The following is a 22,442-nucleotide window of genomic DNA, read 5'->3' on the forward strand; positions in this document are numbered from 1 at the left end:
CACGCCCGAAGACGCATGACCGGCGGCCTGTCCACCCTCGGCCTCACCGACGAACAGGAACGGCTCTACCGCCGCCTCCTGCGTGCTCCGCACGCCCCGCCGGACCCCGCCGCCGACGGGCCCGCCCTCGCCCGGCTGCGGGAGCTCGGCCTGGTGGACGGCGAGGGGGCCGCCGTGAGCCCTGCCGCCGCCGTGGGTCTGCTGGTGCAGCGGCACATCGAGCAGACCCGGCTCCAGCTCGCCCGGCTCACCCTGGCCTGGGACGTGGTCGTGGAACTCTCGGAGGAGCAGCGCGTCGGCCGACCGGTCCAGGTGGTCGAGAACATCGAGAGCGCCGCCGCCGTCAATCGCCGGGTATGGGCCCTCCTCGCCGACGAGCCGGGCGAGTTCATGTGCGTGCGGCCCTACGGCCACCGCGAGCCCACCGGCCACCGCGAGCCCACCGGCCACGCCCCGGCCCCGTACGAGCCGACGCCGTACCGGAGTACACCTGCCGCAGGACTGCGCAGCCGCACCCTGCTCGCGGCCGCTGCCCTGCGCCACCCCGAACAGGAGGCCCACGCGCGCACGCTGCACGCCCAGGGCCACCTCCACCGCGTCACGACGGAACCCGTCCGGTACCTGGCCGTCGTCAACCGCCAGGTCGCCTTCGTCCAGGCCGACGCGGCCGACCCGTACGCCGGTGCCCTCCACATCCGTCAGCCCGGCCTCGTCACCCTGCTCGCGGAGGTCTTCGACGGCATGTGGTTACGGGCCCGGGACCTGGACGACCGCTCCCCCTCACCCATCGAACAGCAGGTCCTGCACGCCCTCACCCGGCACGGCACCGACGCGGCGGCGGCCCGCTCGCTCCACATCTCCGTACGCAAGTTCCGCGCGCACGTGGCCGATCTGATGGACCGCCTGGGCGCCGCGTCCCGCTTCCAGCTCGCCGAACGCGCCAAGGACCGGGGCTGGTTGTGAGGGGCCGCGGTGCAGGATCCTGCAGCCGACCGTGCAGCGTTTCCCCCGGGTGGGGCGGCGGTGCCCGTGGCGATGATGATCCACATGGACCGACTGGATGTCATCGACACCTGCACCCGCATGGCCTGGTACGCCGACCAGCGCGCATGGGACAAGCTGGCCGAGGTGTTCGCCGACAAGGCGACCCTGGACTACACCAGCCTCAACGGCGGCGAGCCCGTCACCCTCACCCCGGCGCAGATCATCGACGGCTGGCGGACCGGCCTCGGCGCGTACGCCGCCACCCAGCACCTCCTCGGCAACCACCTCGTCACCGTCGACGGCGACAGCGCGGTGTGCACCGCGGCCTTCCAGGCCACCCACCGCAAGACCGACGACTCCCTGTGGACGCTCGGCGGCACCTACCGCTTCGACCTCGCCCGCACCGGCGCCGGATGGCGCATCACGGGCGTGGTGATGACCGCGGTCTGGAGCGACGGCGAGCGCTGAGGAAACCGCGCGCCCGCCACCGCTTCGGCATCGCCGATGGACCGATCACCACAGCCACGTTGGAGTACGCATGACGCGCACCACCAAGGTCACCTTCGACAGCGAGGGCGCCCCCCTCACCGGAAACCTCTTCCTGCCACAAGGCGCCGACGCCACGGGCCCGCTGCCCGGCGTCGTCGTCGCCGGAACCTGGACCAGCGTCAAGGAGCTGATGGCCGACCGGTACGCCGCACGCCTCGCTGACCGCGGCTACGCCGCCCTGTCCTTCGACTTCACCGGCTTCGGCGAGTCCGGGGGCGAACCGCGCGACGTGGAGGACCCGGCCCGCAAGGTCCGCGACATCCACCACGCGCTGACCTTCCTGGCCGCCCACGAGGCGGTCGACGGCGACCGGCTCGGCGCCCTCGGCATCTGCGCGGCCGCGATGTACATGTCCGACAACGCCGCCCACGACCCCCGGGTCCGCTCGCTGGCCCTCGTGGCGCCGTGGCTGCACGACGCCGCCGTCGTCGAGGAGGCCTACGGCGGCGCGGCGGCGGTCGCCGAGAAGATCAAGACCGGCCGCGAGGCCCGCGCCCGCTACGACGAGACCGGCGAGGTCGACTACGTTCCGGTGGTCTCCGCCACCGACGAACGCGCCGCCATGCCGTACGACATCGACTTCTACCTCAACCCCGAGCGCGGCTCCATCCCCGCCTGGCCCAACCGCTTCGCCGTCATGTCCTGGGCCGACTGGCTCACCTACGACTCCATCGCGCTCGCCCCGCGCATCCACCAGCCGACGCTGCTGGTCCACAGCGAGGGCGCCGCCATCCCGCAGGGAGCCCGCCGCTTCCACTCCGGCCTCGCAGGCCCCAAGGACATCCTGTGGACGCAGGGCACGCAGTTCGACTTCTACGACGCCGAGCCCCAGGTCACCCTCGCCGCCGACACAGCAGCCGCCCACTTCGCCCGGAGCCTGCGCTGATCCTCGTCACCGGAGCCGCGGTCGCGGGGGCTGTTGCGCATGATCCGTTGGTCGGGGTGGGATGGGTGTATGACCCCTCCGACTCTGTACTTGTTCGGCTCGGCCGCGCCGCCGCTCTTCGATGTGGCGAAGGTGATCGAGGCGGCGCAGGCCGATGGGTGGGACGTCTGCCTCGGCCTGACGCCGACGGCGGCGCGGTGGCTGGAGGGGAGTCTGGACGGGCTCGCCGTGCTGACCGGGCACCCGGTGCGCAGCGCGTACGCGCTTCCCGGTGAGCCGGACGTCTGGCCCGGGGCTGATGTGATCCTCTTCGCGCCCGCGACCTTCAACAGCATCAACTCCTGGGCCCTCGGGCTCACTCAGAACTTCGTGGTGGGGACCGCCGCCGAGGCCATCGGCAAGGGTGTTCCGACGGTGACGGTGCCGTGCGTCAGCGCCGCGTACGGCCGCCATCGGCAACTGGAGCGGAGCATAGGAGAGTTGCGGGAGCAAGGGGTCACGGTCCTGCACGGCGAGGACGCCTTCACCCCCGACGCGGCGACGGACCACCCGTGGGACGCCGCGCTCGACGCCGCGCGGCAGCGGCTGGCAGGCCACGCATGAGCCCCGCCGACCCGCGGCTCCGGCTCGTCGGGGATGTGCTGGAGGTGGGAGCCTCGTTATCCGCTCGTGCTCGCGGGTGGGGGTGCCGTGCGGGCGCACGGGCTCGTCGGGGAGTGCGGTGGGGGGCTTGAGTTCGCCACCGAGAGTCCTGAGGGGATGGACGGCATCGTCGCTCTGGTGTGTACGGGGATCGAGGGGCGCGGGTGGGACGTGTGGGGGTGGGAGACGGATCCGCTGTCCGCGCGGATGGCCGTGGCCGATCCGGTCGGCGGGGGTGAGTGCGAGGTCTACGTCCAGAAGGAGGCCTTCTGGCGGCCGCCGGTGCTGAGCGCGTACGGCCTCGTGCTGTCCCTGGAGGACACGGTCGGCACCAAGGTGCGTGCCCTCGCCGACCGCGGCCTCGCCCGCGACCTCGTCGACGTCCGGGCCGCCGCGGACCGCTGGAGCCGCGTCGAGCTGGAGGAACTCGGCCGTCGGCACGCCCGCGACGCCTTCGACCTCACCGACCTCCACGCCCGCCTGGGCGGCACGGAGTGGATCGACGACGGGGAGTTCACCTCCTGCGGCCTCGACACCGGGGCCGTCGACGCCCTCCGCCGGTGGGCCCAGGAGTGGGCGGACGACATCGCCGAACGCCTCCAGGAACTGGCCGCCCCGGAGGACGCGTGACGCCGCGCCACCCCGCTCGCCCCGGCCCAAGGGAGTCCGCGTGACGGTGGTCATCGGGCTGGTCGGCGTGGTCCTCGGCGGTCTCCTCGGTGCCGTCGGGAGCTATGTGACGACGCGCTCCGGTCTGCTGATGCAGTTGGAGCACGCGTACGACGTGACGCTGCGCGACCGGCGGCTCGAACGGTACGAGCAGCTGTTCCACGTGTCCCGGTGCGTGCCGCGGTACTGGCCGCGGGGAGAGGAGCCCTCGCGGGCCGATCTCGCGCGCTTCCGCCGGGAGTTCCACGACTGGTACTTCGGCGAGCGGGCCGGGGGCATGTACCTCACGCCCGCCGCGAAGGCGCTGTATCTCGACCTGCAGAACGCGTTGTTCGAGGCCCTGCGGACGGGGCCGGGGGAGTCCGGGGACTCCCCCGTGTCGGCCGCGGACTCCGAGGCCGTCCGCAGGTGTGCCAGCGAGCTGCGGCACCAGCTCGTCGAGGACGTCGGGGTGGCTCAGCCGCCGCGCATGCGCTGGGTGCGGGTCGGGCGGACCGAGCCGCCGCGTGGCCGCGCCGCCCAGGGGCTCAGTTGATCGCGGGTGCCGGGCGGGCCCTCGTCGGGGTCGGGTAGCGGGCCGGGGCGGCGGATTCCCTGGTGAGGGCCGTGGCGATGTGGTGGGCGAGGAGGGGGTCGGCGGGCAGGACGTGGGAGGCGAACCAGCGGGCGGCCGTCGGGTCGGGGGACGGGTCGACGAACTCGGCGCCCGCGTAGTCGTCGAGCGGCGGGTCGTAGATGTAGCCGCAGACCACGCCACGCCGGACCAGGCGGTCCACGAGCGCGTCGCGGTCGCGGACCAGGAGGGGCGCGCGGAAGAGCGCCGGAGGGCCGTCGTCGGTGGCGCGGGCGCGGAGCTCCGGCGTGGCCCAGATGGTCCCCGAGAGCTCGGCGACCCCCGCCCTGCGCCGGGTGAGCCCGGCGTCGAGCCCGGCCATGCGCAGCTCCAACTGCCCCCGCACCAGGGCCCCGTGGCGGGCCCGGTAGCCGTGCAGATCCACCCGGACCCACGGCTCGTACGCGGACAGGTTCGGCGCCCGGTGCGCGCAGCCGGAGAGGCGGGGCGCGTGCAGGGGCATGCGGAAGGAGTCGCGTTCGAGGAGGCCGAGGCGCTGGAGGGTGCGCCACACCGGGCGCACCAGGTGCAGTCCGCGGACGGCCGAACGCGCGAGGGGACGCACGGTCGTGTACACGTCCTCGCGCAGGCGGCCGGGGACCAGCAGGTCGTCGCGGAGCACTTCGAGCTCACGGCGGGTGCGCGCGTCCTCGACGGCGAGGAATCCGCCCGCCATCCCCGCCACGTGCTTGGACAGGCTGAAGGCCGCCGCCTTCCCGAAGGTGCCGACGGGCTGGCCGTCCACGTGCGTGCCGATCGCGTGGGCGGCGTCCTCGAAGAGCGGGATGCCCAGTTCGTCGCAGCGCGCCTTGAGTTCGACGACGCGGTCGGGCATGCCGTAGAGGTTCGTGGTGAGGACCGCGTCCACGGATGCCCAGGTGGCGTCGGGTACGGCGGCCGGGTCGATGTTCCCCGTCCAGGGGGAGACCGGGGCCTGCACCGGGCGCAGGCCCGCCGCGAGGACGACGAAGAGGATCACGTCGTCGTTCACCGGTGACATCAGCACCCGGGCGCCGGGCCTGCACCAGCGCCGCAGCGCGAGGTAGAGGGCCAGGCGTGCCGAGGGCGTGTAGACGCATTCGCGTCCCAGTCGCCGCGTCATCGTCGCGGCGAGCCGTGAGCCGTACGGCATCGTCACCTCTTTCGTCGAGGAGCCTGTTGGGGGTCGCGCTGAGGAGGTGCCTGGGGTGCTTGAGATGCCTGTGGTGCCTGGGGTGCGTTCCGTTCGGGGCTTCGCCGGGGGTCCGGCGCGCCCGTGCGCAGGGCGCCCGCCGTCTTCAGGAGGCGGTCCGCCGGGTCCCGGAGGCGGGGGTGGGCCAGGACCGTGTTCCGCAGCCCGCGCACCGGTCTGCGCCACAGGCGGTACGCCGCGGCCACCGGGTGCGGGCGCGTCGCGAAGCCCTCGCCGACGCGCAGCTCGCGGGTCTTGAGCCAGTCCTTGTACTCCTTGTCGCCGCGCCCCAGGTCCATGAGCCGCACCCCGTCCCTGCGCGCCGCCTCGGCCAGGCGCAGATGCATGATCAGGCCGGGCGAGTAGTAGCGGAAGTCGGGGTCGTACGCGGTGAACCAGCACGCGAAGACCGTGCGCGACCGCGGCCCGAAGTGCGCGGCCACCGGGCGGTCGCCCGCGTAGAGGACGGAGAGGACGCCGGTGAAGTGCTCGTCCCTGACCTGGGAGAAGTGCCGCACCAGGTCGACTATCCAGGGCCGCGCGAAGCGGTCCATGCGCCCCGTCCTGCGGTACTGGGCGGACTTCCAGCGCATGAGCTGACGCAGCGGGGCGGGGTCGCGCTCGTCGAAGACGAAGCGCATCTCGCCCGCGTCGCGCCCCAGGCGGCGCTCCTTCTTCAGGGTCGTCTTGGCGATGCCCGGGTACGCGCCGCGCAGCCACTCGGGGTAGCCGACGTCGTCGTCGCCGTCCTTCAGGTCGATCACGGGCGAGTCGAACATCCCCGTGACGTACCGGCCGAAGGGCTTCTGCTCCTCCACCAGGTGGTCGAACTCGAAGGCGGAGAGGCGGCAGGCGCGCAGCAGCTCCTGGGCGTTCCAGGTGACTCCGGGGCGGTGCACGAGGGCCTGGCAGTCGGACAGGCCGAGGCCGACGGCCCGGCCCACGCCGACGGCGTTGCGCTCGTACGGGAAGAAGCCGACGGCCTCGCCGGCCTCGCGCAGGACCGCGACCCGCGCCCCGCCCCGGTGCCCGCCGATGCCCGCCGCGAACTGCGGGGCCAGGAAGGGGTTGGCGTAGTCGGGCGACTCGTCCATGGCCCGGTACCAGGCCGCGCGCAGGGAGTCGGTCAGCTTCTCGGGTCTGTGGATCTCGATGTCCACGTCGGTCAACCGCCCTTCTGCGCCGGTGCGGCCTCGCGGGCGACGTGCTGGACGCGGGGGCGGTGCCGCGCGGGGGCGGCGCCTCGGGCCGCGGGCGGCGGCCCTGCGGAACCGGCCCGGAGTCCCTCGGCCCCGGCCCGGATTCGCTTGGCCCCGGCCCGGGTTCCCGGGGCGCGCGGAGCCTTCCTGACGGATCGCACGGGCGACCCCTCCCCCCAAATCCCCCATGGCGCTGTGCGCGTCATGCCCCTCCGGCGGACGGTCCTCCAACCGTTCCGACGCTGCTCAAACCTGGCGAAGCAGTACGCACCCTGTCAAGGGTGCCTGCGGTGCCGTCAGGGGTTGCGCGCGCCCGGCGCACGGCGCGTGCCCAGCGCGTTCAGTGCGTTCGCGCGGTCATCGCGTTCAGGAGCGCCGCGCCGCGCTCCGCGTCGTCCACCGACACCGCGAAGGCCTTCCCCTTGGCCCGTACGACCAGGCACTCGCCACCGCGCAACATCACCGTCGTGCCGAGGCCGCTCAGACGGTAGCCCCAGCCGCCGACCTGGCCGGGCGTGCGGTGCTCCGCGTACGCGGTCTCGATGGCCTGCGGGGCCCACCGGCGCACGGGCCAGCCGAGCGGGCCGAACGTGACCCGCAGGCCCTCGTCGGTGACGGCCGCCTCGACGGAGGCGCAGGCCAGGCAGGTGACGGCGACCAGGGCGAGGGGCGCGGCCAGCGGCCACAGCGGGTCGGTGAGCCCGGCCACCGTCACCACGGCCGCGGCCACCGCCCCCGCGCCGAAGACCGCGGCGAGCGCGTGCATCCAGGGGCTCGACGTGCGGGACGCCCAGTCGACGGGCTCGCCGGGCGCGAGCTCCGCGTGCGGGGCGGCGGCCCGCGCCGGGGCGTCCGGCGGCCGACGGCGAGCGAGCAGCACGCCCAGGCCCGCTGCCGCCACGGCGGCCACCGCCACGGCCACGCCCCACACGGGCGCCGATTCCGCGTCGCGCCAGTCGGCGTGGTCCACGTTGGCCCGGACGATCGCCGCCTGTCCGCCGACGAGGGCCACGCCCGCGGGCAGCAGCACGGCCGCGCGCCAGGTGTCGGCGCGGCGGCCCGCGAGCAGCGCGCCCCCGGCGAGGACCGTCCAGCTCAGCGCGGGGAACAGCGTCGCCGCCCACAGCGGCATCGCGCCGTCGGGGCGCGCGGAGCCGCCGCTCCAGTGCGTGGCGAGGCGGTCGGGGAGCCGGTGGGCCGCCGCGAGCGGCAGCGCGAGGAGCAGGAGCAGGGGCGCGGCGCCCGCGCCCAGGGCGCCCCACGGCCGCCGTCCGCTCCTCCGGTCCGCCCCAGCGCCGCCCACGGCTCCCCCTTGCTCAGTCCCGACTCGGTCCGGCTCAGTCCGGCTCAGTCCGACGAGGTCACGTCACTCTCACCGTAACTCCCCGCGTCCGGCAGGGGCCTGGCCAGACCCGGCGCCCACCCGGCGCCCACCCGCCCGCGCGGCAGGGCACAGAAACCGGCTCGCCCCATCGGACGCCATTCGTCCGTTTGCTGCCAACACGCCCTGACCTGCGGCTTGTTACGAAGAGCTGACAGCTCGTCGGTCAACCTCACACAGGTTTTTCACTTCTCCTCAAGCATGGGCACACACTCGGCGCGCGGCGCCAAGGACCGGCGGCGGCGTCGGCTCATCGACTATCCGCGGCGCGGACGGCGGGGGGTGCGCCGCTGGCTGCCCTCCTGGCGGCAGTGGCTCAGCGCGTTCGGCCTGTGCGGCGGCGCCATCGGCGGGCTCTTCGCCTACGTCTACGCGGCCGTCGACATCCCCGACGAGAACGCGGCGGCGCAGCAGGAGGCCAACGTGTACTACTGGGCCGACGGCACGCAGCTGGTCAGCACCGGGGACGTCAACCGGCAGAACATCCCGCTGGACGAGGTGCCCGTGGCGGTCCGCAACGCCGCCATCGCCGCGGAGAACGCCAGCTTCTACAGCGACTCGGGCGTCTCCCCCAAGGGCCTGCTACGGGCCGTGGGGTCCATGGCGAGCGGCGGCGACACGCAGGGCGGCTCCACCATCACGCAGCAGTACGTGAAGAACACCTACCTCTCGCAGGACCAGACGGTGACGCGCAAGGTCAGGGAGTTCGTCATCTCCCTGAAGGTGGACCGGAGCAAGAGCAAGGACGAGATCCTCCAGGGGTACTTGAACAGCAGCTGGTTCGGCCGCGGCGCGTACGGCATCGAGGCCGCCGCGCACGCCTACTACGGCATCCCCGCGCGGAAGCTGAACCCCAGCCAGGGCGCCTTCCTCGCCGCCCTGTTGAAGGGCGCCGAGCTGTACGACCCGTCGGTGAGCGCGGCCCACCACCGCCGGGCGAAGGCGCGCTGGGCCTGGATCCTGGACCGGCAGGTGGAGGTCGGGCGGATGAGCAGGGCCGAGCGCGCGCGGTACCGCACGTTCCCCGAGCCGCTCGCGCGCTCGCGCTCCACCAGCCTCAACGCCCACAACGGGCAGGCCGGGTACCTCGTCGACATCGCCAACAAATACGTCCGCCAGCGCACCGGCCTCACCGACAAGGACCTGGCCCGCGGCGGCTACCGCATCCGCACCACCTTCGACGAGCGCCGGGTGCGCCAGCTCGCCCGGGCCGCGCAGGGCGTGGCCCGCCGCGACCTCGCCCCCGAGCGGCGCGAGCAGGACCGCGGTGTGGAGATCGGCGCGGCCTCGGTGCGGACCTCGGACGGGGCCGTGCTCGCCCTGTACGGCGGCGCCGACGCCACCCGGCACTTCAGCAACAACGCCGACACCTCCGGCGTCCCCGCGGGCTCGGCGTTCAAGCCGTTCGTCCTGGCCGCCGCCCTCCAGGACGGCGTCGACACCGGCAAGGGCGCCACCGGGATGACCCCGCGCCAGGCCCTGATCGAGGGCGGCCACGCCACCTATCTGCACCTGGGCAAGCAGGTCGGCTGGGAGCGGATGCGGGAGGTCGCCGTGGACGCGGGGATGCTGCCCGCCAGCATGGGCCCGAAGGAGGACATGTTCGCCATCGGCACCTCCACGCCGAGCGCCATCCGGCTCGCGGGCGCGTACGGCACGCTGGCGCGCGGCGGGCTCCAGCACGACCCGTACTCGGTGACCTCCGTGACGAAGGACGGCGAGGAGATCGAGGGCCTGGAGCGGCCGCCCACCCGGCGGGCCCTGGACTCCCGGGTCGCGGGGCAGGTCGCCGACGCGCTGCGCGGGGCGGCGACCCACAGCCTGGGCCGGGTGTCCAGCACCCGCGGCCGCCCGGTCGCGGCGGGCCGCACCACCGACCGGGACCGGCTGCGCTCCGCCTGGTTCGCCGGGTACACGCCCGAGGTGTCCACGGCCGTCACGCTGTTTAGGATGCGCAAGGGCGACCCGCTGCTCCAGCCGCTGTCCGGCGTCGGCGGCAAGGGGTCGCGGTACGGGAACGCCCTGGTCGAGCGCGTCTGGACGGACGCCCTTCGCGGCATTGACCTTGCCCCTGGGGCAGGGTCCAGAGTCGGCGGGGCCGGGGCGCCCGCCCCGGACACCCCCTGACCCGTTCACGGTCATCGAGGATGGCCCCCATGGACCCCACCGTCAGCACCGCCAGGACGGACGGCACCGCCAGCACGGACGACGCCGAAAGCCCCTGCTCCGGCAGGCCCGCCGGGCTGCTGAGCATCGGCACCTTCGCCCGCCGCACCCGGCTCTCGGCGAAGGCGCTGCGGCTCTACGACCGGCAGGGCCTGCTCACGCCCGCGCACGTGGACGCGGCGACCGGCTACCGCTCCTACCTGCCCGAGCAGGTCGAGCAGGCCAGGACCGTCGCGCTCCTGCGGCGTCTGGACATGCCGCTCGCGGACATCGCGGCGGTGGTCCGGCTCGACGGCGAGCGGGCCGCGTCGGCGCTCGACGGCTACTGGGCGGGCGTCGAGGAGCGGCACGCCGCCCAGCGCACCCTGGTGGGATACCTCCGCGGCCGCCTGTCCGGAAGGAGTACCGCCTTGCCAGGAACGTTCGAGGTCAAGATCGTCGAGGTGCCCGGCACCCCCGTCCTCAGCGAGACCCGGCACCTGGTCAGCGACGAGCTGCCGGTGTGGATCGGCGCCTCGCTCGGCCGCCTGGAACGGGCCGCCGCCGAGGAGTGCGGCGGGATCACCGGGGCACCGTTCGTGATCTACCACTCCGCCGTCAGCGAGGAGAGCGACGGGCCCGCCGAGGCCTGCGTGCCCGTCGCCGACCTGGAGGCGGCCCGCGCCTGGGTCAGGGAGCGGGGCCGGGCCCAGGGCCTCACCGCCCGGGTGGAGCCCGCGTACCGGATGGCGTACGTCCGCATCACCAAGGCGCAGGTGGCCTATCCGCAGATCCTCGCCGCGTTCGACACGGTGGAGGAGTGGATCACCCGCGAGGGGCTCGTCTGCACCGGGCCGTGCCGGGAGGTGTACTTCGCGGACTGGGACGCGGCCGGGCCCGAGGACGAGGTGTGCGACGTGGCCTATCCCGTGCGCTGACCGCGCCCTCCTCCGCACGCCGCCCACCCTCCCGCACCTCGCGGACACCCTTTGTGAGCAAATACACGTGCGCAAATAGCAGGGCCGTCGGCACCCCCTCCACAAGGCCCCTCCACCCGCTCCCGCACAGGCCGGGACGCTTCTGACATGGATGTACTGCGACCGTCCGCGATCGGTCGCATACTGGCGGATACCTGGCCCCGGGGTCGCCGTCCGCCAACCATTCCGCAGCGGTTAGCGTCTACTCCGAAGGAGTTGACCCCGCCAGCCGAACGGATCGCCGCCCGTGGCCTCTGCCGAACTGTCTCCGCCGACACTCTCCCGGACCCATCAGGGGAGTGACATGAGGGAGCCCTGGTACTGGCGCTACCGCTTGCCGCTGATGATCACGCTGGGTCTACTGCCGCTCTACGCGCTGTGGTGGACGGTCTTCGCGACGGGCGGCGGCGACCTCGCGGCGCAGCAGGCCTGGGCGGGCTTCGTCCGGCGCTACCCGGGCTCGGCGTACGGGCTCTTCTGGTACGGCGGAGTGCACACCGCCAACTACAGCGTGATCTCGCCCTACCTCATGGCGGCCTTCGGCGTGCGGACCGTGGCGATGGCCTCGGGCCTCGCCTCGACCTGGATGGCCGTCGCGCTCATCACGCGCGTCGGCATCCGCAGGCCCCTGTGGCCCGCGATCATCGTCGGCTTCTCCCTGTGGTGCCAGGTGGTGTGCGGGCGCGCCACCTTCATGCTGGGCGTGGCCTTCGGCGTCGGGGCCGTCCTCGCCGCCTCGGGGAAGGTCGGCCGCGGCAGGCTCGCGGCCGCCGTGGCCTGCGCGGCGCTCGCGGCCATGGGCAGCCCGGTGGCGGGCCTGTTCATCGTCGTGGTGGGCGCCGCCTATCTGCTGTCGCGGGAGTGGGGCAAGGCGCTCGCCCTGATCCTGCCGCCGTTCGCCGTCGTGGGCCTCACGACCTGGCTGTTCCCCTTCGAGGGCGAGCAGCCGATGGCGTTCGTCCGGATCTTCCCGCCGGTGCTGCTCTGCCTGGTCGTCATCCTGGCCGCGCCGCCCGCCTGGCGGCTGCTCAAGCTCGGTGCCGCCGTGTACGCGGTCGGCGTCGTGCTGACCTGGATCATCCCCACGCCGATCGGCACGAACGTCGAGCGGCTCGCGGAGCTCGCGGCCCCGGCCATAGTGCTCGCCGCCGTCCTGAACCGCGACTTCCCGCGCGGCCCGCTGCTCAAGCCCAACGGCAGGCCCGCCCTGATCTGGCGGCACGCCCTGCTCATCAGCGCCGTCGCCCTGTCCCTCATCTGGGTGTCGATCAAGACGACCTCCGACATAGTGGACTATACGAAGGTGCCGACTTGGGCCGTGAAGACCGACGGCGTCGTCAAGGAGCTCAAGCGGCTCGGTGCCGACCGCACCCGCGTCGAGGTCGTCCCGGCCCGCGACCACCGCGAGGCCGCCGTCCTGTCGCCGTACATCAACATGGCGCGCGGCTGGAACCGCCAGGCCGACGTCGAGCGCGGCCGCCTCTTCTACGAGGGCCGCCCGGTCTCCGAGGTGAAGGAGGGCGCCTTCTCCTCCGCCTCCTACCGCCAGTGGCTGAACCAGTGGGCCGTCGGCTTCGTGGTGCTCTACAAGGGCGACAGCGTGCCGGACGGCGCCGCCGAGCGCGAGCACAACCTCGTGACCAGCGGGCCGAGCTACCTCAAGGAGGTCTGGCACGACGACAACTGGCGGATCTACCGGGTCAAGGACCCGGTGCCGCTCGTCGACAAGCCCGGCACCCTGGTCGCCGCCGACGGCGCCAACATGACCGTCCGGATGCCGCGGCCCGGCTCCGTCATCGTCCGCGTCGCCTACTCGCCGTGGCTGTGGGCCGAGGGCGCCTGCCTGCGCAAGGACGGCGACTTCACCCGCCTGACCGTCACCAAGCCCGGCGAGGTGCGCATCGGCTCGAACTACAGCGGCCCCTCGGGCCCGCAGCCGCGCTGCGCGCCCGAGGACGACAAGGACTGACCCGCACGTACTGACCCGGAGTACGGCGAAGGGGTGGGGGCGAGCCTTCAAGGCTCGCCCCCACCCCTTCGGCTTGGGCTCCCGCGCTCCGTCAGCCGATCCGCGTGAGCTTCGCGCCCAGGCCCGGCTCCGCGAGGTCCTTCGCCAGGGCCACCGGCACCTTGATGGCGCCGTCGGTGCCGTCGCCCACGGACAGGACGCCGACCTTCGTGCCCTTCTTCGCCGTGTGCGGGACCTTCTTGCCGCCGTCAGTGAGCTCCAGCTTCGCGGTCAGCCCTGACCAGCCGACGGCCGTGACGTCCTTGGTGGTGACGACCGGCGTCTCGCCGCCGAGGCCGTCGTCGACGTGGCCGACGACCGTGCCCTTCTTCACCACGGTCTTCGCCGTGAGCGCGTCCTGGCCGCCGCTGATCAGGTCCTTCACGACGTTCGTGACCTGGTCGATGTTGGCGACGCCCGGCTTGCCGAACTGGGCCAGGGCCGCGCCGATGATCACCTGGGTCTTGCCGCCGACCTTCTTCTCCGCGGCGAACAGGATGTTGCCGCCCGCGGCCGTGGTGGTGCCGGTCTTGATGCCGATGGCGACCGTCGGGACGAGGCCGAAGTAGTTCTTCTGCTCGTCGCCGTTGACGTCCTCGTACTTCGGCTGGCGGGCGATCTCCTTGAACGTCTGGTTCTCCATCGCCACCCGGCCGAGCTTCACCAGGTCCTCGGCGGTCGACACGGTGGTCTTGTCGAGGCCGCTGGGGTCCGTGTAGTGGGTGTTCTTCATGCCGAGTTCCTTGGCCGTCTCGTTCATCTTGGCCACGAACTTCTTCTCGTCACCGCCGCTGTCCCAGCGCGCGAGCATCCGCGCGACGTTGTTGGCGGACGGCAGCATGACGGCCTGGAGGGCCTCGTACTGGGAGATCTTCTGGCCCTCGGTCACCTTGACCACGGACTCGTTCTCCGGCTTGCCCTTCTCGTAGTGGCGCTGCGCCTGGGCGTCGACGGTGAGCGTCTTGCCCTCCGTCCCCTTCTTGATGGGGTGGTCGCGCAGGATCAGATACGTCGTCATCACCTTCGCGATGCTCGCGATCGGCACGGGCTTCGGCTTGCCCGAGGTGCCGAAGGTGCCGATGCCGTCGACGTCCATGGCCGCCTGGCCGTCGGCGGGCCAAGGGATCGAGGGCTTGCCGCCGCCGAAGGAGAACGTCTCCTTGGCGGTCATGCTGAGCTTCCCGTCCGGGAGCGGGCGTACGGCCTGTACGACTGCAAACACAATCGCCAGGAGCAGCACGAGGGGCGTCCAGATCTTGAACCGCCGTACGAGGGTGCGGGCCGGGGTCTCCGGGGGCGGCGGCGTGTTCGTCAGCTCGGCGAGCAGGTCGAGCGGCGGCTTGGGCGGCAACGGCTGCTGGGTGGTCCGCTCCGCGGGGGCCGGGGCGGCCTCCTGCGCGGGGGCCGGGGCGGCCGGGGCCTTGGGCTCGCCCTGCGGCGGTGCCTTCCGCTCGGGCGCGGCACGCGGCTCGTCGAGCGGCTTCAGCGCGACGAACTTACTGGTCCGCTCGGACTCGGACTCGGACTCGGGCTTGGGCTTGGGCTTCGCGTCGCCGAGCTTGAGCATGGTGGTGGGCTGGTCGACCCCACGAGTACCGGTGCCGGTGGGCTTGACGGCCTTGAAGACGGCGGTGGCCTGATCAACGGGCTCACCACCTTCCGGCTTGCCGCCTTCGGGCTTGGAGTCGCCGGGCTTGGAGCCTTCCGGCCTGCCGCCTTCGGGCTTGCCGCCTTCCGGCTTGGAGACGCCGGGCTTGGAGCCTTCCGGCCTGCCGCCTTCCGGCCTGGTGCTTTCCGGCCTGCCACCTTCGGGCCTGCCGCCTTCCGGCTTGCCGCCCTCCGGCTGGGAGACGCCGGACTTGGAGCCTTCCGGCTCGGCGCCTTCGGGCCTGCCGCCTTCCGGCCTGCCGCCCTCCGGCTGGGAGACGCCGGACTTGGCGCCGCCCGCCTTGGCGTCGCCGGACCTGGCACCGCCCGCCTTGGCGTCGCCGGACCCGGCGGCATCCGGCTTGGCGGTGCCCGGCTCGGCCGCGCCGCTCTTGTCGGCTTCGCCGGACCTGGCTTCGCCGGACTCGGCGTCGCGCGAGGTACGCGGGTCGGCGGCAGCCGCCTTGCCCTCACCCGGCTTCGCGTCGCCCGGCTCGGTGGCCGCGGCGGCGTCCTCGGCCTCGTCCTTCTTCGCCCACGACGGCACGGTCTTGAACACCGCCGTCGCCTTGTCGGCGGGAGGCTCACCCGCGTCGGCGCCGCCGTCGCCAGAGGTCTCGACCCGCGGCCGGTCGGTCCGGAACACAGCCGTGGCCGTGTCGGACTTCGGCGCGTCACCGGAGCCCGGCTCCGCCACGCCCTCGCCCGAGGCCCGGTCCACGGCGTCGGCGGCGCCCTCGCCCACCGTGTCGGACGCCTCAGCGGAAACGTCACCTCCGGCCGGTGAACCGCTCTCGCCCTCGCCGCCCTCGGCCGCCGTGGCGACCCACGCCGCCACCGCGTTCCGCAGGCGCGCGTCCCCGTTGGCCGCACCGGCCGAGGGGGGCGTGGGGGGCGAGGCGGCCGCGTCGTCCTCAGAGGCGCCCCCGCCAGAAACCGTCTTCGAACTGTCGGGGTACTCGCCCGCCACCGATTCCTCCTCGTACTCGCCGTACTCGCCGTGCGTCGCCACACCGACCGAGGCCCGGACCCACTGTCCGAACCATGTACCAGTGTCCTGTGTGAGGGCTTAACCCCCGTGGTAGACGAGAACGACATACCTACTGGTTCCCGTACGTACCGCCCACGCGCTCTCGACAGACCAATGTGAGAGGGGTCACCCTGTCATTCATCCACGCGGGGAGGCATGGATGGGCAGGAGCCGCAGAACAATTCCGGAGGAGCTTCTGCTGCTCGCTCTGGACCCGGCCACGGGTACCACAGCGCAGCCGCAGTCGCTCGACCTCGGTCTGGCCGGAGCACAGCTAGTGGAGCTGGCGCTGGCCGGACGGATAGCCCCTGACGGGGATCGTATCGCCGTGGTGATGCCACGGCCGACGGGAGATCCGACTCTGGACTCCGCACTGGAGCTGCTGCGCAGGCGCGGCAGCCCGGTCCGGGCGGTCCACTGGATCGGCGGGCCCCGCCTGGGGCTGCGCCAGACCTACCTCTCGCACCTGGAGCGGTGCGGCATGGTGCATGCCGTGGCGGGCCAGATGTGCGGAGTGCTGCCGACGACTCGCTACCAGGCGACGGACACGGCCATCAGCCGGGAGATCAGGTCCCGGCTGGACTCGGCGATCCGCACCGGCGTACCGCCGGACCCACGGACCGCGGCGCTCGCCGCGCTGGCCCACGCGGTCGGCCTCGGCAAGCACCTGTATCCGGGCAACGAGGGACGATCGTCCCGCTCCCGGCTGCGGGACCTGATCCGGCACGACCCCATGGGCGGCCTCGTGGCACACGCCGTGATGGACGTCCAGAACGGCGTGGCGGCGCAGCCCCGCCGCAGCCCCGCGACGGCGGGGCAGGGACAACCGCAGGGCGCACGGCCGCCCGCACGCACGACGGCGAGGGCGGCGACGGAACCCGGCAGGGTGCCGATGCAGCCGCGCCGGGGTGCGGGAGCCATGGCCCGCGCGGTGGCCCACTGATCGAGCGGCCACGCACGGGGAGCCGATCCCCGGGCGGCACGGCCGCGGCACAGCACGAGCACACACCGGGACCGGTACGGCCGCCGACACCGGCACCGGCACCGGGTCCGGCACCGCGAGCGCACGGCCCGCACCGGCCGCGGCGCCCAGCACCGCAGCACCCAGCACAGGCAGCACCCGCGGCACGCGCGCCCACCCGGCGCGCACACGCACGCGGCACCGCGTCACCCGCACCGTGTGACGCACCCCGCGCCTCAGCACCGTAAGGCGCACCCGCACCGTGAGGTGCACACCGCACCATGAGGTGCACACCGCACCGCCAGGTGCACCCCGCACCGCGCCGCAGTCCCCCAAGACCCGGTTCGGGAGCCGCCGGTCCGTGCGGGGCCGGGCGCCGGTCACATCGGCGCCCGGGCCCCGCACGGCCGCAACCACCGCACGTGACACGCCCGTTGAGAAGCACACACGACGCCGCGGGGCGTCGGCACCCCCACAGAGCCGCCGTATCTGCTGTTTCCCAGCGGCGAGTTGCCCCTTGGTGGCACTCTGCTCAACAGCAGACACGCAATGTAGAGGCATATTCGCCGGAGGTGCACTTCCCGTGGCGTCCAACGTCAATCCCACCGTCAGGCGCCGTCGGCTAGGCCAGGAGCTGCGGCGGCTCCGTGAGCTCAAGGGCATGACGGCGGAGGAGGTGGCGGAGCGCCTGCTCGTCTCGCAGTCGAAGATCAGCCGCCTGGAGAACGGCCGCCGCTCCATCAGCCAGCGCGACGTCCGCGATCTGTGCGGGGTGTACGAGGTGGAGGACCACCGCATCGTCGAATCGCTGATGCAGATGGCCAAGGACTCCCGCCAGCAGGGCTGGTGGCACTCCTTCGGTGACATCCCGTACAGCGTGTACATCGGCCTGGAGACCGACGCCGCGTCGCTGCGCGTCTACGACCCGCAGGTCGTCCCCGGACTGCTCCAGACCAGGCCGTACGCGGAGGCCCTGATCACCGGCGCGCTGCCGGAGACCACACCGACGGACATCGAGAAACGGGTCCAGGTGCGCATGCGCCGCCAGGAGCGCATCGCCGCGCCGGAGAATCCGCTGCGCCTGTGGACCGTCCTCGACGAGTCCGCGCTGCGCCGCGTCGTCGGCAACCGCGCGCTGATGCGCGAGCAGCTGGACCACCTGGTCGAGCAGTCCCAGCTGCCGCACGTGACGGTGCAGGTGATCCCCTTCGAGATGGGCGCGCACCCCGGTCTGAACGGCCAGTACGCGATCCTGGAGTTTCCGGACGCGTCGGATTCCAGCGTCGTGTACATCGAGGGCGTCACCAGCGACCTGTATCTCGAAAAGGCCCATGACGTGCAGCAGTACAGCCTCATGTACGAGCACTTGCGGGCCCAGGCGCTCAATGTGGACCAGTCCCGGCAGTTGATCGCCGACATCGCCAAGGACTACGCCCGCTGATCTCCCGCCGATATGCGGAAGAAAGCCTTCCGGGCTTCTCCGGCGCCCTCCGGCCGCGAAACCGCCGTACGGTACACCGTTGCCGCGTCGGGGCGGAAGACCCCTCTGGAATATGCCATCCGGTTGAGTGAACGAACCATCCGCCACTCGATGTTGGCGAGTAGCGTCATTCACGCCAACAGAGCAACGGCGTTGGCGTATACCGCTCTCCCGCGGGATACCGCAATTCACCAACTGCACAAACGGAGCAAACATGGCAATCCAGCAAGGCGCGTCGCCCTCGTGGACCAAGTCGTCCTACTCCACCGGGAACGGCGCGTGCGTCGAGGTCAAGTCCCCCGTTCTGCACGCGATCTCCGTGCGGGACTCCAAGGTCACGGGCGGCCCGGTCCTCGCCTTCCCCGCCGACTCGTGGAACGCCTTCGTGAGCGAGGTGCGTGAAGGGTCTCACGACCTCGGGTGATACGTGCCAGTGAAGGCAATCCCAGAGACAACCGCATAGCTCCACCCGCAGAGCCCTCTCGACTGGTCCGCCGTCCCGGCCGAGGGGGCTCGGCCTTGCCCCGGCGCGCTACCGCAGCTGGTCGACGTAGCGGTCCGTGCCCGGCACCGTAGGAATGAACGGCGCGAGCAGCTCCACGCGCCCCAGGCCCGACGCGGCCACCTCCGCCTCGCGCGCCGCGAAGCGCTCCGCCCAGCACGCGCGCGGATCGCACTCCAGGAACCACAGCAGTGTCAGGCGCGTGTCCACGCCCTCGACCTGCTTCACGTACGTCATCCGGTCGCCCGGCAGCGGCGTGGGGCGAAAGAGCGTGACCATGGCGGCGGGCGAGCCCGCGAGCGCCCGGGGCAGGTGCCGGGCGCACAGCCACTCGACCAGCTCCGCGCGCTCCCCGGGCCCGGCGGCGTCGGTCACCTCCAGGACGAGCCCCTGGTAGGGGTGGTCGAGGGCGTGCAGGTCGCGCGGCCCGGCGGCGCCGTCGCGGTAGACGGTCGCCGCGTGGTCCTGGAAGGCCGTGAAGACGTGCGTGCGGGCCTGGTGGACGCGGCCGTCGCGGTTGAGGCGCTTGTTGATGGCCACGGTCCACCCCATGTGCTCGTCGTAGCGCCCCTCGGTGATCCAGTACGTCGACAGGTAGCAGCCCGCCGTCACCGGGCTCGCGACGGCGGACTTCTCGGGCACGCGCAGGAGTTGCAGCTCCCGGGTCGCCACCCAGCGTCGGCCCGCGTACATCCAGGGCATCGCCATCGCGCCCGCGTAGTAGTGGTCGTCCTCGTACCAGCGGTTGTACGCGAACTCGTGCCCCGGGTGCGGCTCGACCATGGTGATCAGCGCGTGCCCCGGGCGCACGCCGTAGGGCCCGACCGCGGCGAGCGCGGCGTACGCCTCGCCGGGGGCCTTCGTGGACCGGGTGTCGTCGCCCATGCCTCTCCCCTTCTTCCGCGCGGACCCATACTCTGACGCCCCGTCAGACAGAAGGCCAGAGCCGGGAGGCCCGCATGCCGCTGCTCCAGGGAAAGACCGTGATCGTCTCCGGCGTCGGCGCGGGGCTCGGCCACGAGGTGGCCGCGGCCGTCGTGGCCGAGGGCGGCAACGCCGTGCTCGGCGCACGCACGGAGGCGCACCTCGCCAAGACAGCGGCCCTCCTCGACCCCGAGGGCGCCCGCACCGCCTACCGGCCGACGGACATCACCGACGAGGCCCAGTGCGCGGCGCTCGCGGGCCTCGCCGTCGAGCGGTTCGGCCGCGTCGACGCGCTGGTCCAGGTCGCGGCGCTCGACAGCCACTTCGGCGGACTCCAGGACGCGGACTTCGCCACCTGGGCGACCGTCCTGGACGTGAACCTGCTCGGCTCGCTGCGCATGGCCCGCGCGTGCCTGCCCGCCCTGAGGGAGCGCGGCGGCTCGGTGGTCCTGATCGGCACGCAGTCGTCGGTGGCGGCCCCCTCGCAGGTGCGCCAGGCGGCGTACGCGGCGTCGAAGGGCGCGCTGACCTCGGCGATGTACTCCCTGGCGCGCGAGCTCGGCCCGCTCCGGATCCGGGTCAACACCGTGCAGCCCGGCTGGATGTGGGGCCCGCCCGTCCAGGCGTACGTGACGCTGACCGCGCGGGCCGAGGGCGTTCCCGAGGACGAGGTGAAGCGGCGGCTCACCGAGCGCATGGCGCTGCCCGAGCTGGCCACGGACGGGGACGTGGCGCAGGCGTGCGTGTTCCTCGCCTCGGACCGGGCGCGGGCCATCACCGGGCAGTCGCTCCTGGTGAACGCGGGGGAGCTGATGCGCTGAGGGCCCGGACGCGAACCGGGCCCCGCCCCCGGCCCGCCGCCGGGGGTTCCCCCACCCCCCACCTGATCACGTATATGAACGAAGGTCGCCAACTCGAACGATTTTACTCCCTCTTGACTGTGCGGGCGGTTGTCCGTGCCGCGCGGCCGAACCGACGATGAGCGGGCCCTTCCCGGCCGTTCCCGCGCCGCACGGGTGAAGTCCCCACGAGATCAGCGGAGTTGACCGAGTTCACAAGGCGGACCCCGGGAGGGGGATATGAACGGTCTCGACTGGGCCGTGCTCATCGGCTACTTCGGCGTGATGGTCGCGATCGGCGTCTGGTCCCACCAGCGCGTGGACAACGTCAGCGACTTCTTCACCGCCGGGGGCAAGATGCCGTGGTGGCTGTCCGGCATCTCGCACCACATGTCCGGCTACAGCGCGGTGATGTTCACCGGCTACGCCGGAATCGCCTACACGTACGGCGTCACGTCCTTCGTCACCTGGTCCTTCCCCATCGCGCTCGGCATCGCGATCGGCGCCCGCCTCTTCGCGCCGCGCATCAACCGGCTGCGCTCGCGGCTGCACGTGGCGTCCCCGCTCGAGTACCTGAAGAACCGCTACAACCTGCCCACCCAGCAGGCGCTCGCCTGGTCCGGCATGCTCCTGAAGATCGTCGACGTGGGCGCGAAGTGGGCGGCGATCGCGACGCTCCTGTCCGTGTTCACCGGGGTCTCCCTGAACCAGGGCATCCTCATCACCGGCGCGGTCACCGCCGTGTACTGCACCATCGGCGGCCTGTGGGCGGACGCCCTGACCGAGCTGGGCCAGTTCGTCATCCAGCTGTTCGCCGGGGTCGCGATGTTCGTGGCCGTGGTCGTGAAGCTCGGCGACCACGGCGGCTTCTTCGGGGTGTGGGACAGCCCGGAGCTCGACGGCCACGCCAAGCCGTTGGTCGGCCCGTACGGCACGGTGTTCCTGCTCGCCTTCCTCTTCATCAAGCTCTTCGAGTACAACGGCGGCATGCTCAACCAGGCCCAGCGCTACATGGCCACGGCCAACGCCCGCGAGGCCGCGCGGTCCGCGAGGCTGTCCGCCGTGCTGTGGCTGGTGTGGCCGCTGGTCCTGTTCTTCCCCATGTGGATGTCGCCGCTCCTCGTCGACGCGAAGAAGCCCGACGGGTCGGACGCGTACGCCCTGATGACGGAACAGCTCCTTCCGCACGGCCTGTTGGGCCTGGTCATCGTCGGTTTCTTCTCCCACACCATGGCCATGTGCTCCTCCGACGCCAACGCCATCGCGGCCGTCTTCACCCGGGACGTGGCGCCGGTCCTGTCCCGCAGGGCCCGGCAGTGGACGGACCGCGCGGGCCTCGTCGCGGCCCGCGTCACCACCGTCGTCTTCCTCGGCCTGTCCATGGCGGTGGCCACCCAGGTCAACTCCCCCACCTTCGACGACATCATCACCGTCGTCATCAAGTGGGTCGCCGGGCTCATGGGCCCCATCGCCATCCCGATGATGCTCGGCCTGCTGCGCGCCTTCCGCCGCTCGGGCCCCACGGCGGCGCTCACCAGCTGGGGCCTCGGCCTGCTCGCCTTCTGGCTGGTCAACTACCCCATCAGCTGGAACGTCGACGGGGGCGTGCCTCTCCAGTACCAGGTGTCCATACCTCTGGCTGTGTCGCTGGTCCTGTACGTGGTCGTCGGGTGGGTCAAGCCGGAGGACACGCCTGAGCGCGATGCGCTGATCGCGCGGATCAACACGGACGACGACGGCTCCGCCGCCGCCCTTCCCCTGGCGGGGCAGGCTGAGGCCGCGCCTTCTAAGCCGGGTCCCTAGCGGGTGCCTCTTCGTCTGCGGGTCCGTCCTGG

At 72.7% G+C, this 22,442-nt stretch carries 18 protein-coding genes and 1 pseudogene; 14 read left to right on the forward strand and 5 right to left on the reverse strand.

The annotated features are described in order from the left end of the window. The first annotated feature begins 15 nt into the window (after window positions 1–15). The 6 genes and pseudogenes from ACIG3E_RS13795 (at window position 16) to ACIG3E_RS13820 (ending at window position 4,265) form a co-directional block, all read left to right on the forward strand. Window positions 16–963 carry a hypothetical protein gene (locus ACIG3E_RS13795; RefSeq protein ID WP_399615251.1) on the forward strand — a complete coding sequence of 316 codons (948 nt, stop codon included), beginning with the start codon at window positions 16–18 and terminating at the stop codon, window positions 961–963. Between the two features lie 84 nt (window positions 964–1,047). After that, on the forward strand, window positions 1,048–1,452 hold the full coding sequence (locus ACIG3E_RS13800) for a nuclear transport factor 2 family protein (RefSeq protein ID WP_399615253.1): 405 nt from the start codon (window positions 1,048–1,050) through the stop codon (window positions 1,450–1,452). A gap of 70 nt (window positions 1,453–1,522) precedes the next feature. Further along, window positions 1,523–2,419 (forward strand): alpha/beta hydrolase, encoded by an 897-nt coding sequence (locus tag ACIG3E_RS13805; protein ID WP_399615255.1) that lies wholly within the window; start codon window positions 1,523–1,525, stop codon window positions 2,417–2,419. Window positions 2,420–2,488: 69 nt separating this feature from the next. Continuing rightward, window positions 2,489–3,022, forward strand: a complete 534-nt coding sequence (locus ACIG3E_RS13810) for a flavoprotein (protein WP_399615257.1) — start codon at window positions 2,489–2,491, stop codon at window positions 3,020–3,022. Continuing rightward, window positions 3,019–3,691: pseudogene (locus ACIG3E_RS13815) on the forward strand (nucleotidyl transferase AbiEii/AbiGii toxin family protein). The gene ACIG3E_RS13810 and the pseudogene ACIG3E_RS13815 overlap by 4 nt, the downstream one beginning before the upstream one ends. A gap of 40 nt (window positions 3,692–3,731) precedes the next feature. Continuing rightward, window positions 3,732–4,265 (forward strand): hypothetical protein, encoded by a 534-nt coding sequence (locus ACIG3E_RS13820; RefSeq protein ID WP_399615259.1) that lies wholly within the window; start codon window positions 3,732–3,734, stop codon window positions 4,263–4,265. Here ACIG3E_RS13820 and ACIG3E_RS13825 read toward each other — a convergent pair. The 3 genes from ACIG3E_RS13825 to ACIG3E_RS13835 all read right to left on the reverse strand — a co-directional run bounded on the left by ACIG3E_RS13825 (window position 4,258) and on the right by ACIG3E_RS13835 (window position 8,016). Beyond that, window positions 4,258–5,475, reverse strand: a complete 1,218-nt coding sequence (locus ACIG3E_RS13825) for a DegT/DnrJ/EryC1/StrS family aminotransferase (protein ID WP_399615261.1) — start codon at window positions 5,473–5,475, stop codon at window positions 4,258–4,260. The genes ACIG3E_RS13820 and ACIG3E_RS13825 overlap by 8 nt on opposite strands. A gap of 2 nt (window positions 5,476–5,477) precedes the next feature. Continuing rightward, complete coding sequence (locus tag ACIG3E_RS13830) at window positions 5,478–6,674, reverse strand: GNAT family N-acetyltransferase (RefSeq protein ID WP_399615800.1); 1,197 nt, start codon at window positions 6,672–6,674, stop codon at window positions 5,478–5,480. 379 nt (window positions 6,675–7,053) lie between these two features. Continuing rightward, window positions 7,054–8,016 (reverse strand): DUF1648 domain-containing protein, encoded by a 963-nt coding sequence (locus ACIG3E_RS13835; protein ID WP_399615263.1) that lies wholly within the window; start codon window positions 8,014–8,016, stop codon window positions 7,054–7,056. Between the two features lie 279 nt (window positions 8,017–8,295). Here ACIG3E_RS13835 and ACIG3E_RS13840 point away from each other — a divergent pair, with 279 nt between their 5' ends. The 3 genes from ACIG3E_RS13840 (at window position 8,296) to ACIG3E_RS13850 (ending at window position 13,185) form a co-directional block, all read left to right on the forward strand. Further along, window positions 8,296–10,221, forward strand: coding sequence for a transglycosylase domain-containing protein (locus ACIG3E_RS13840; RefSeq protein WP_399615265.1), 1,926 nt, complete (start codon window positions 8,296–8,298; stop codon window positions 10,219–10,221). A gap of 29 nt (window positions 10,222–10,250) precedes the next feature. Beyond that, window positions 10,251–11,177, forward strand: a complete 927-nt coding sequence (locus tag ACIG3E_RS13845) for a MerR family transcriptional regulator (protein WP_399615267.1) — start codon at window positions 10,251–10,253, stop codon at window positions 11,175–11,177. Window positions 11,178–11,520: 343 nt separating this feature from the next. Then, complete coding sequence (locus tag ACIG3E_RS13850) at window positions 11,521–13,185, forward strand: hypothetical protein (RefSeq protein ID WP_399615269.1); 1,665 nt, start codon at window positions 11,521–11,523, stop codon at window positions 13,183–13,185. A 91-nt stretch (window positions 13,186–13,276) separates the two neighbouring features. Here ACIG3E_RS13850 and ACIG3E_RS13855 read toward each other — a convergent pair whose 3' ends face one another. Beyond that, window positions 13,277–15,883 carry a D-alanyl-D-alanine carboxypeptidase gene (locus tag ACIG3E_RS13855; RefSeq protein WP_399615271.1) on the reverse strand — a complete coding sequence of 869 codons (2,607 nt, stop codon included), beginning with the start codon at window positions 15,881–15,883 and terminating at the stop codon, window positions 13,277–13,279. A 178-nt stretch (window positions 15,884–16,061) separates the two neighbouring features. Between ACIG3E_RS13855 and ACIG3E_RS13860 the strand changes: the two genes are divergently transcribed. The 3 genes from ACIG3E_RS13860 to ACIG3E_RS13870 all read left to right on the forward strand — a co-directional run bounded on the left by ACIG3E_RS13860 (window position 16,062) and on the right by ACIG3E_RS13870 (window position 18,766). Continuing rightward, the gene (locus ACIG3E_RS13860; RefSeq protein WP_366791606.1) at window positions 16,062–16,844 is read left to right on the forward strand and encodes a GPP34 family phosphoprotein; all 783 of its coding nucleotides are present in this window, start codon (window positions 16,062–16,064) and stop codon (window positions 16,842–16,844) included. Window positions 16,845–17,445: 601 nt separating this feature from the next. Next, window positions 17,446–18,303 carry a helix-turn-helix domain-containing protein gene (locus tag ACIG3E_RS13865; protein ID WP_399615273.1) on the forward strand — a complete coding sequence of 286 codons (858 nt, stop codon included), beginning with the start codon at window positions 17,446–17,448 and terminating at the stop codon, window positions 18,301–18,303. A gap of 253 nt (window positions 18,304–18,556) precedes the next feature. Continuing rightward, window positions 18,557–18,766: a DUF397 domain-containing protein gene (locus ACIG3E_RS13870; protein WP_138960271.1), complete on the forward strand. Its 210-nt coding sequence runs from the start codon at window positions 18,557–18,559 to the stop codon at window positions 18,764–18,766. A 108-nt stretch (window positions 18,767–18,874) separates the two neighbouring features. Here the strand turns inward: ACIG3E_RS13870 and ACIG3E_RS13875 are convergent, their stop codons facing one another. Further along, complete coding sequence (locus tag ACIG3E_RS13875) at window positions 18,875–19,729, reverse strand: hypothetical protein (protein ID WP_399615276.1); 855 nt, start codon at window positions 19,727–19,729, stop codon at window positions 18,875–18,877. A gap of 74 nt (window positions 19,730–19,803) precedes the next feature. Between ACIG3E_RS13875 and ACIG3E_RS13880 the strand changes: the two genes are divergently transcribed. Further along, a complete protein-coding gene (locus ACIG3E_RS13880) occupies window positions 19,804–20,589 on the forward strand; it encodes an SDR family oxidoreductase (RefSeq protein WP_399615278.1) in 786 nt (261 codons plus the stop codon). A 258-nt stretch (window positions 20,590–20,847) separates the two neighbouring features. Continuing rightward, window positions 20,848–22,410, forward strand: a complete 1,563-nt coding sequence (locus ACIG3E_RS13885; RefSeq protein ID WP_399615279.1) for a sodium:solute symporter family protein — start codon at window positions 20,848–20,850, stop codon at window positions 22,408–22,410. Window positions 22,411–22,442: the final 32 nt, after the last annotated feature.

This window comes from Streptomyces sp. NPDC053474 (assembly GCF_044544845.1).
Classification (GTDB): domain Bacteria; phylum Actinomycetota; class Actinomycetes; order Streptomycetales; family Streptomycetaceae; genus Streptomyces.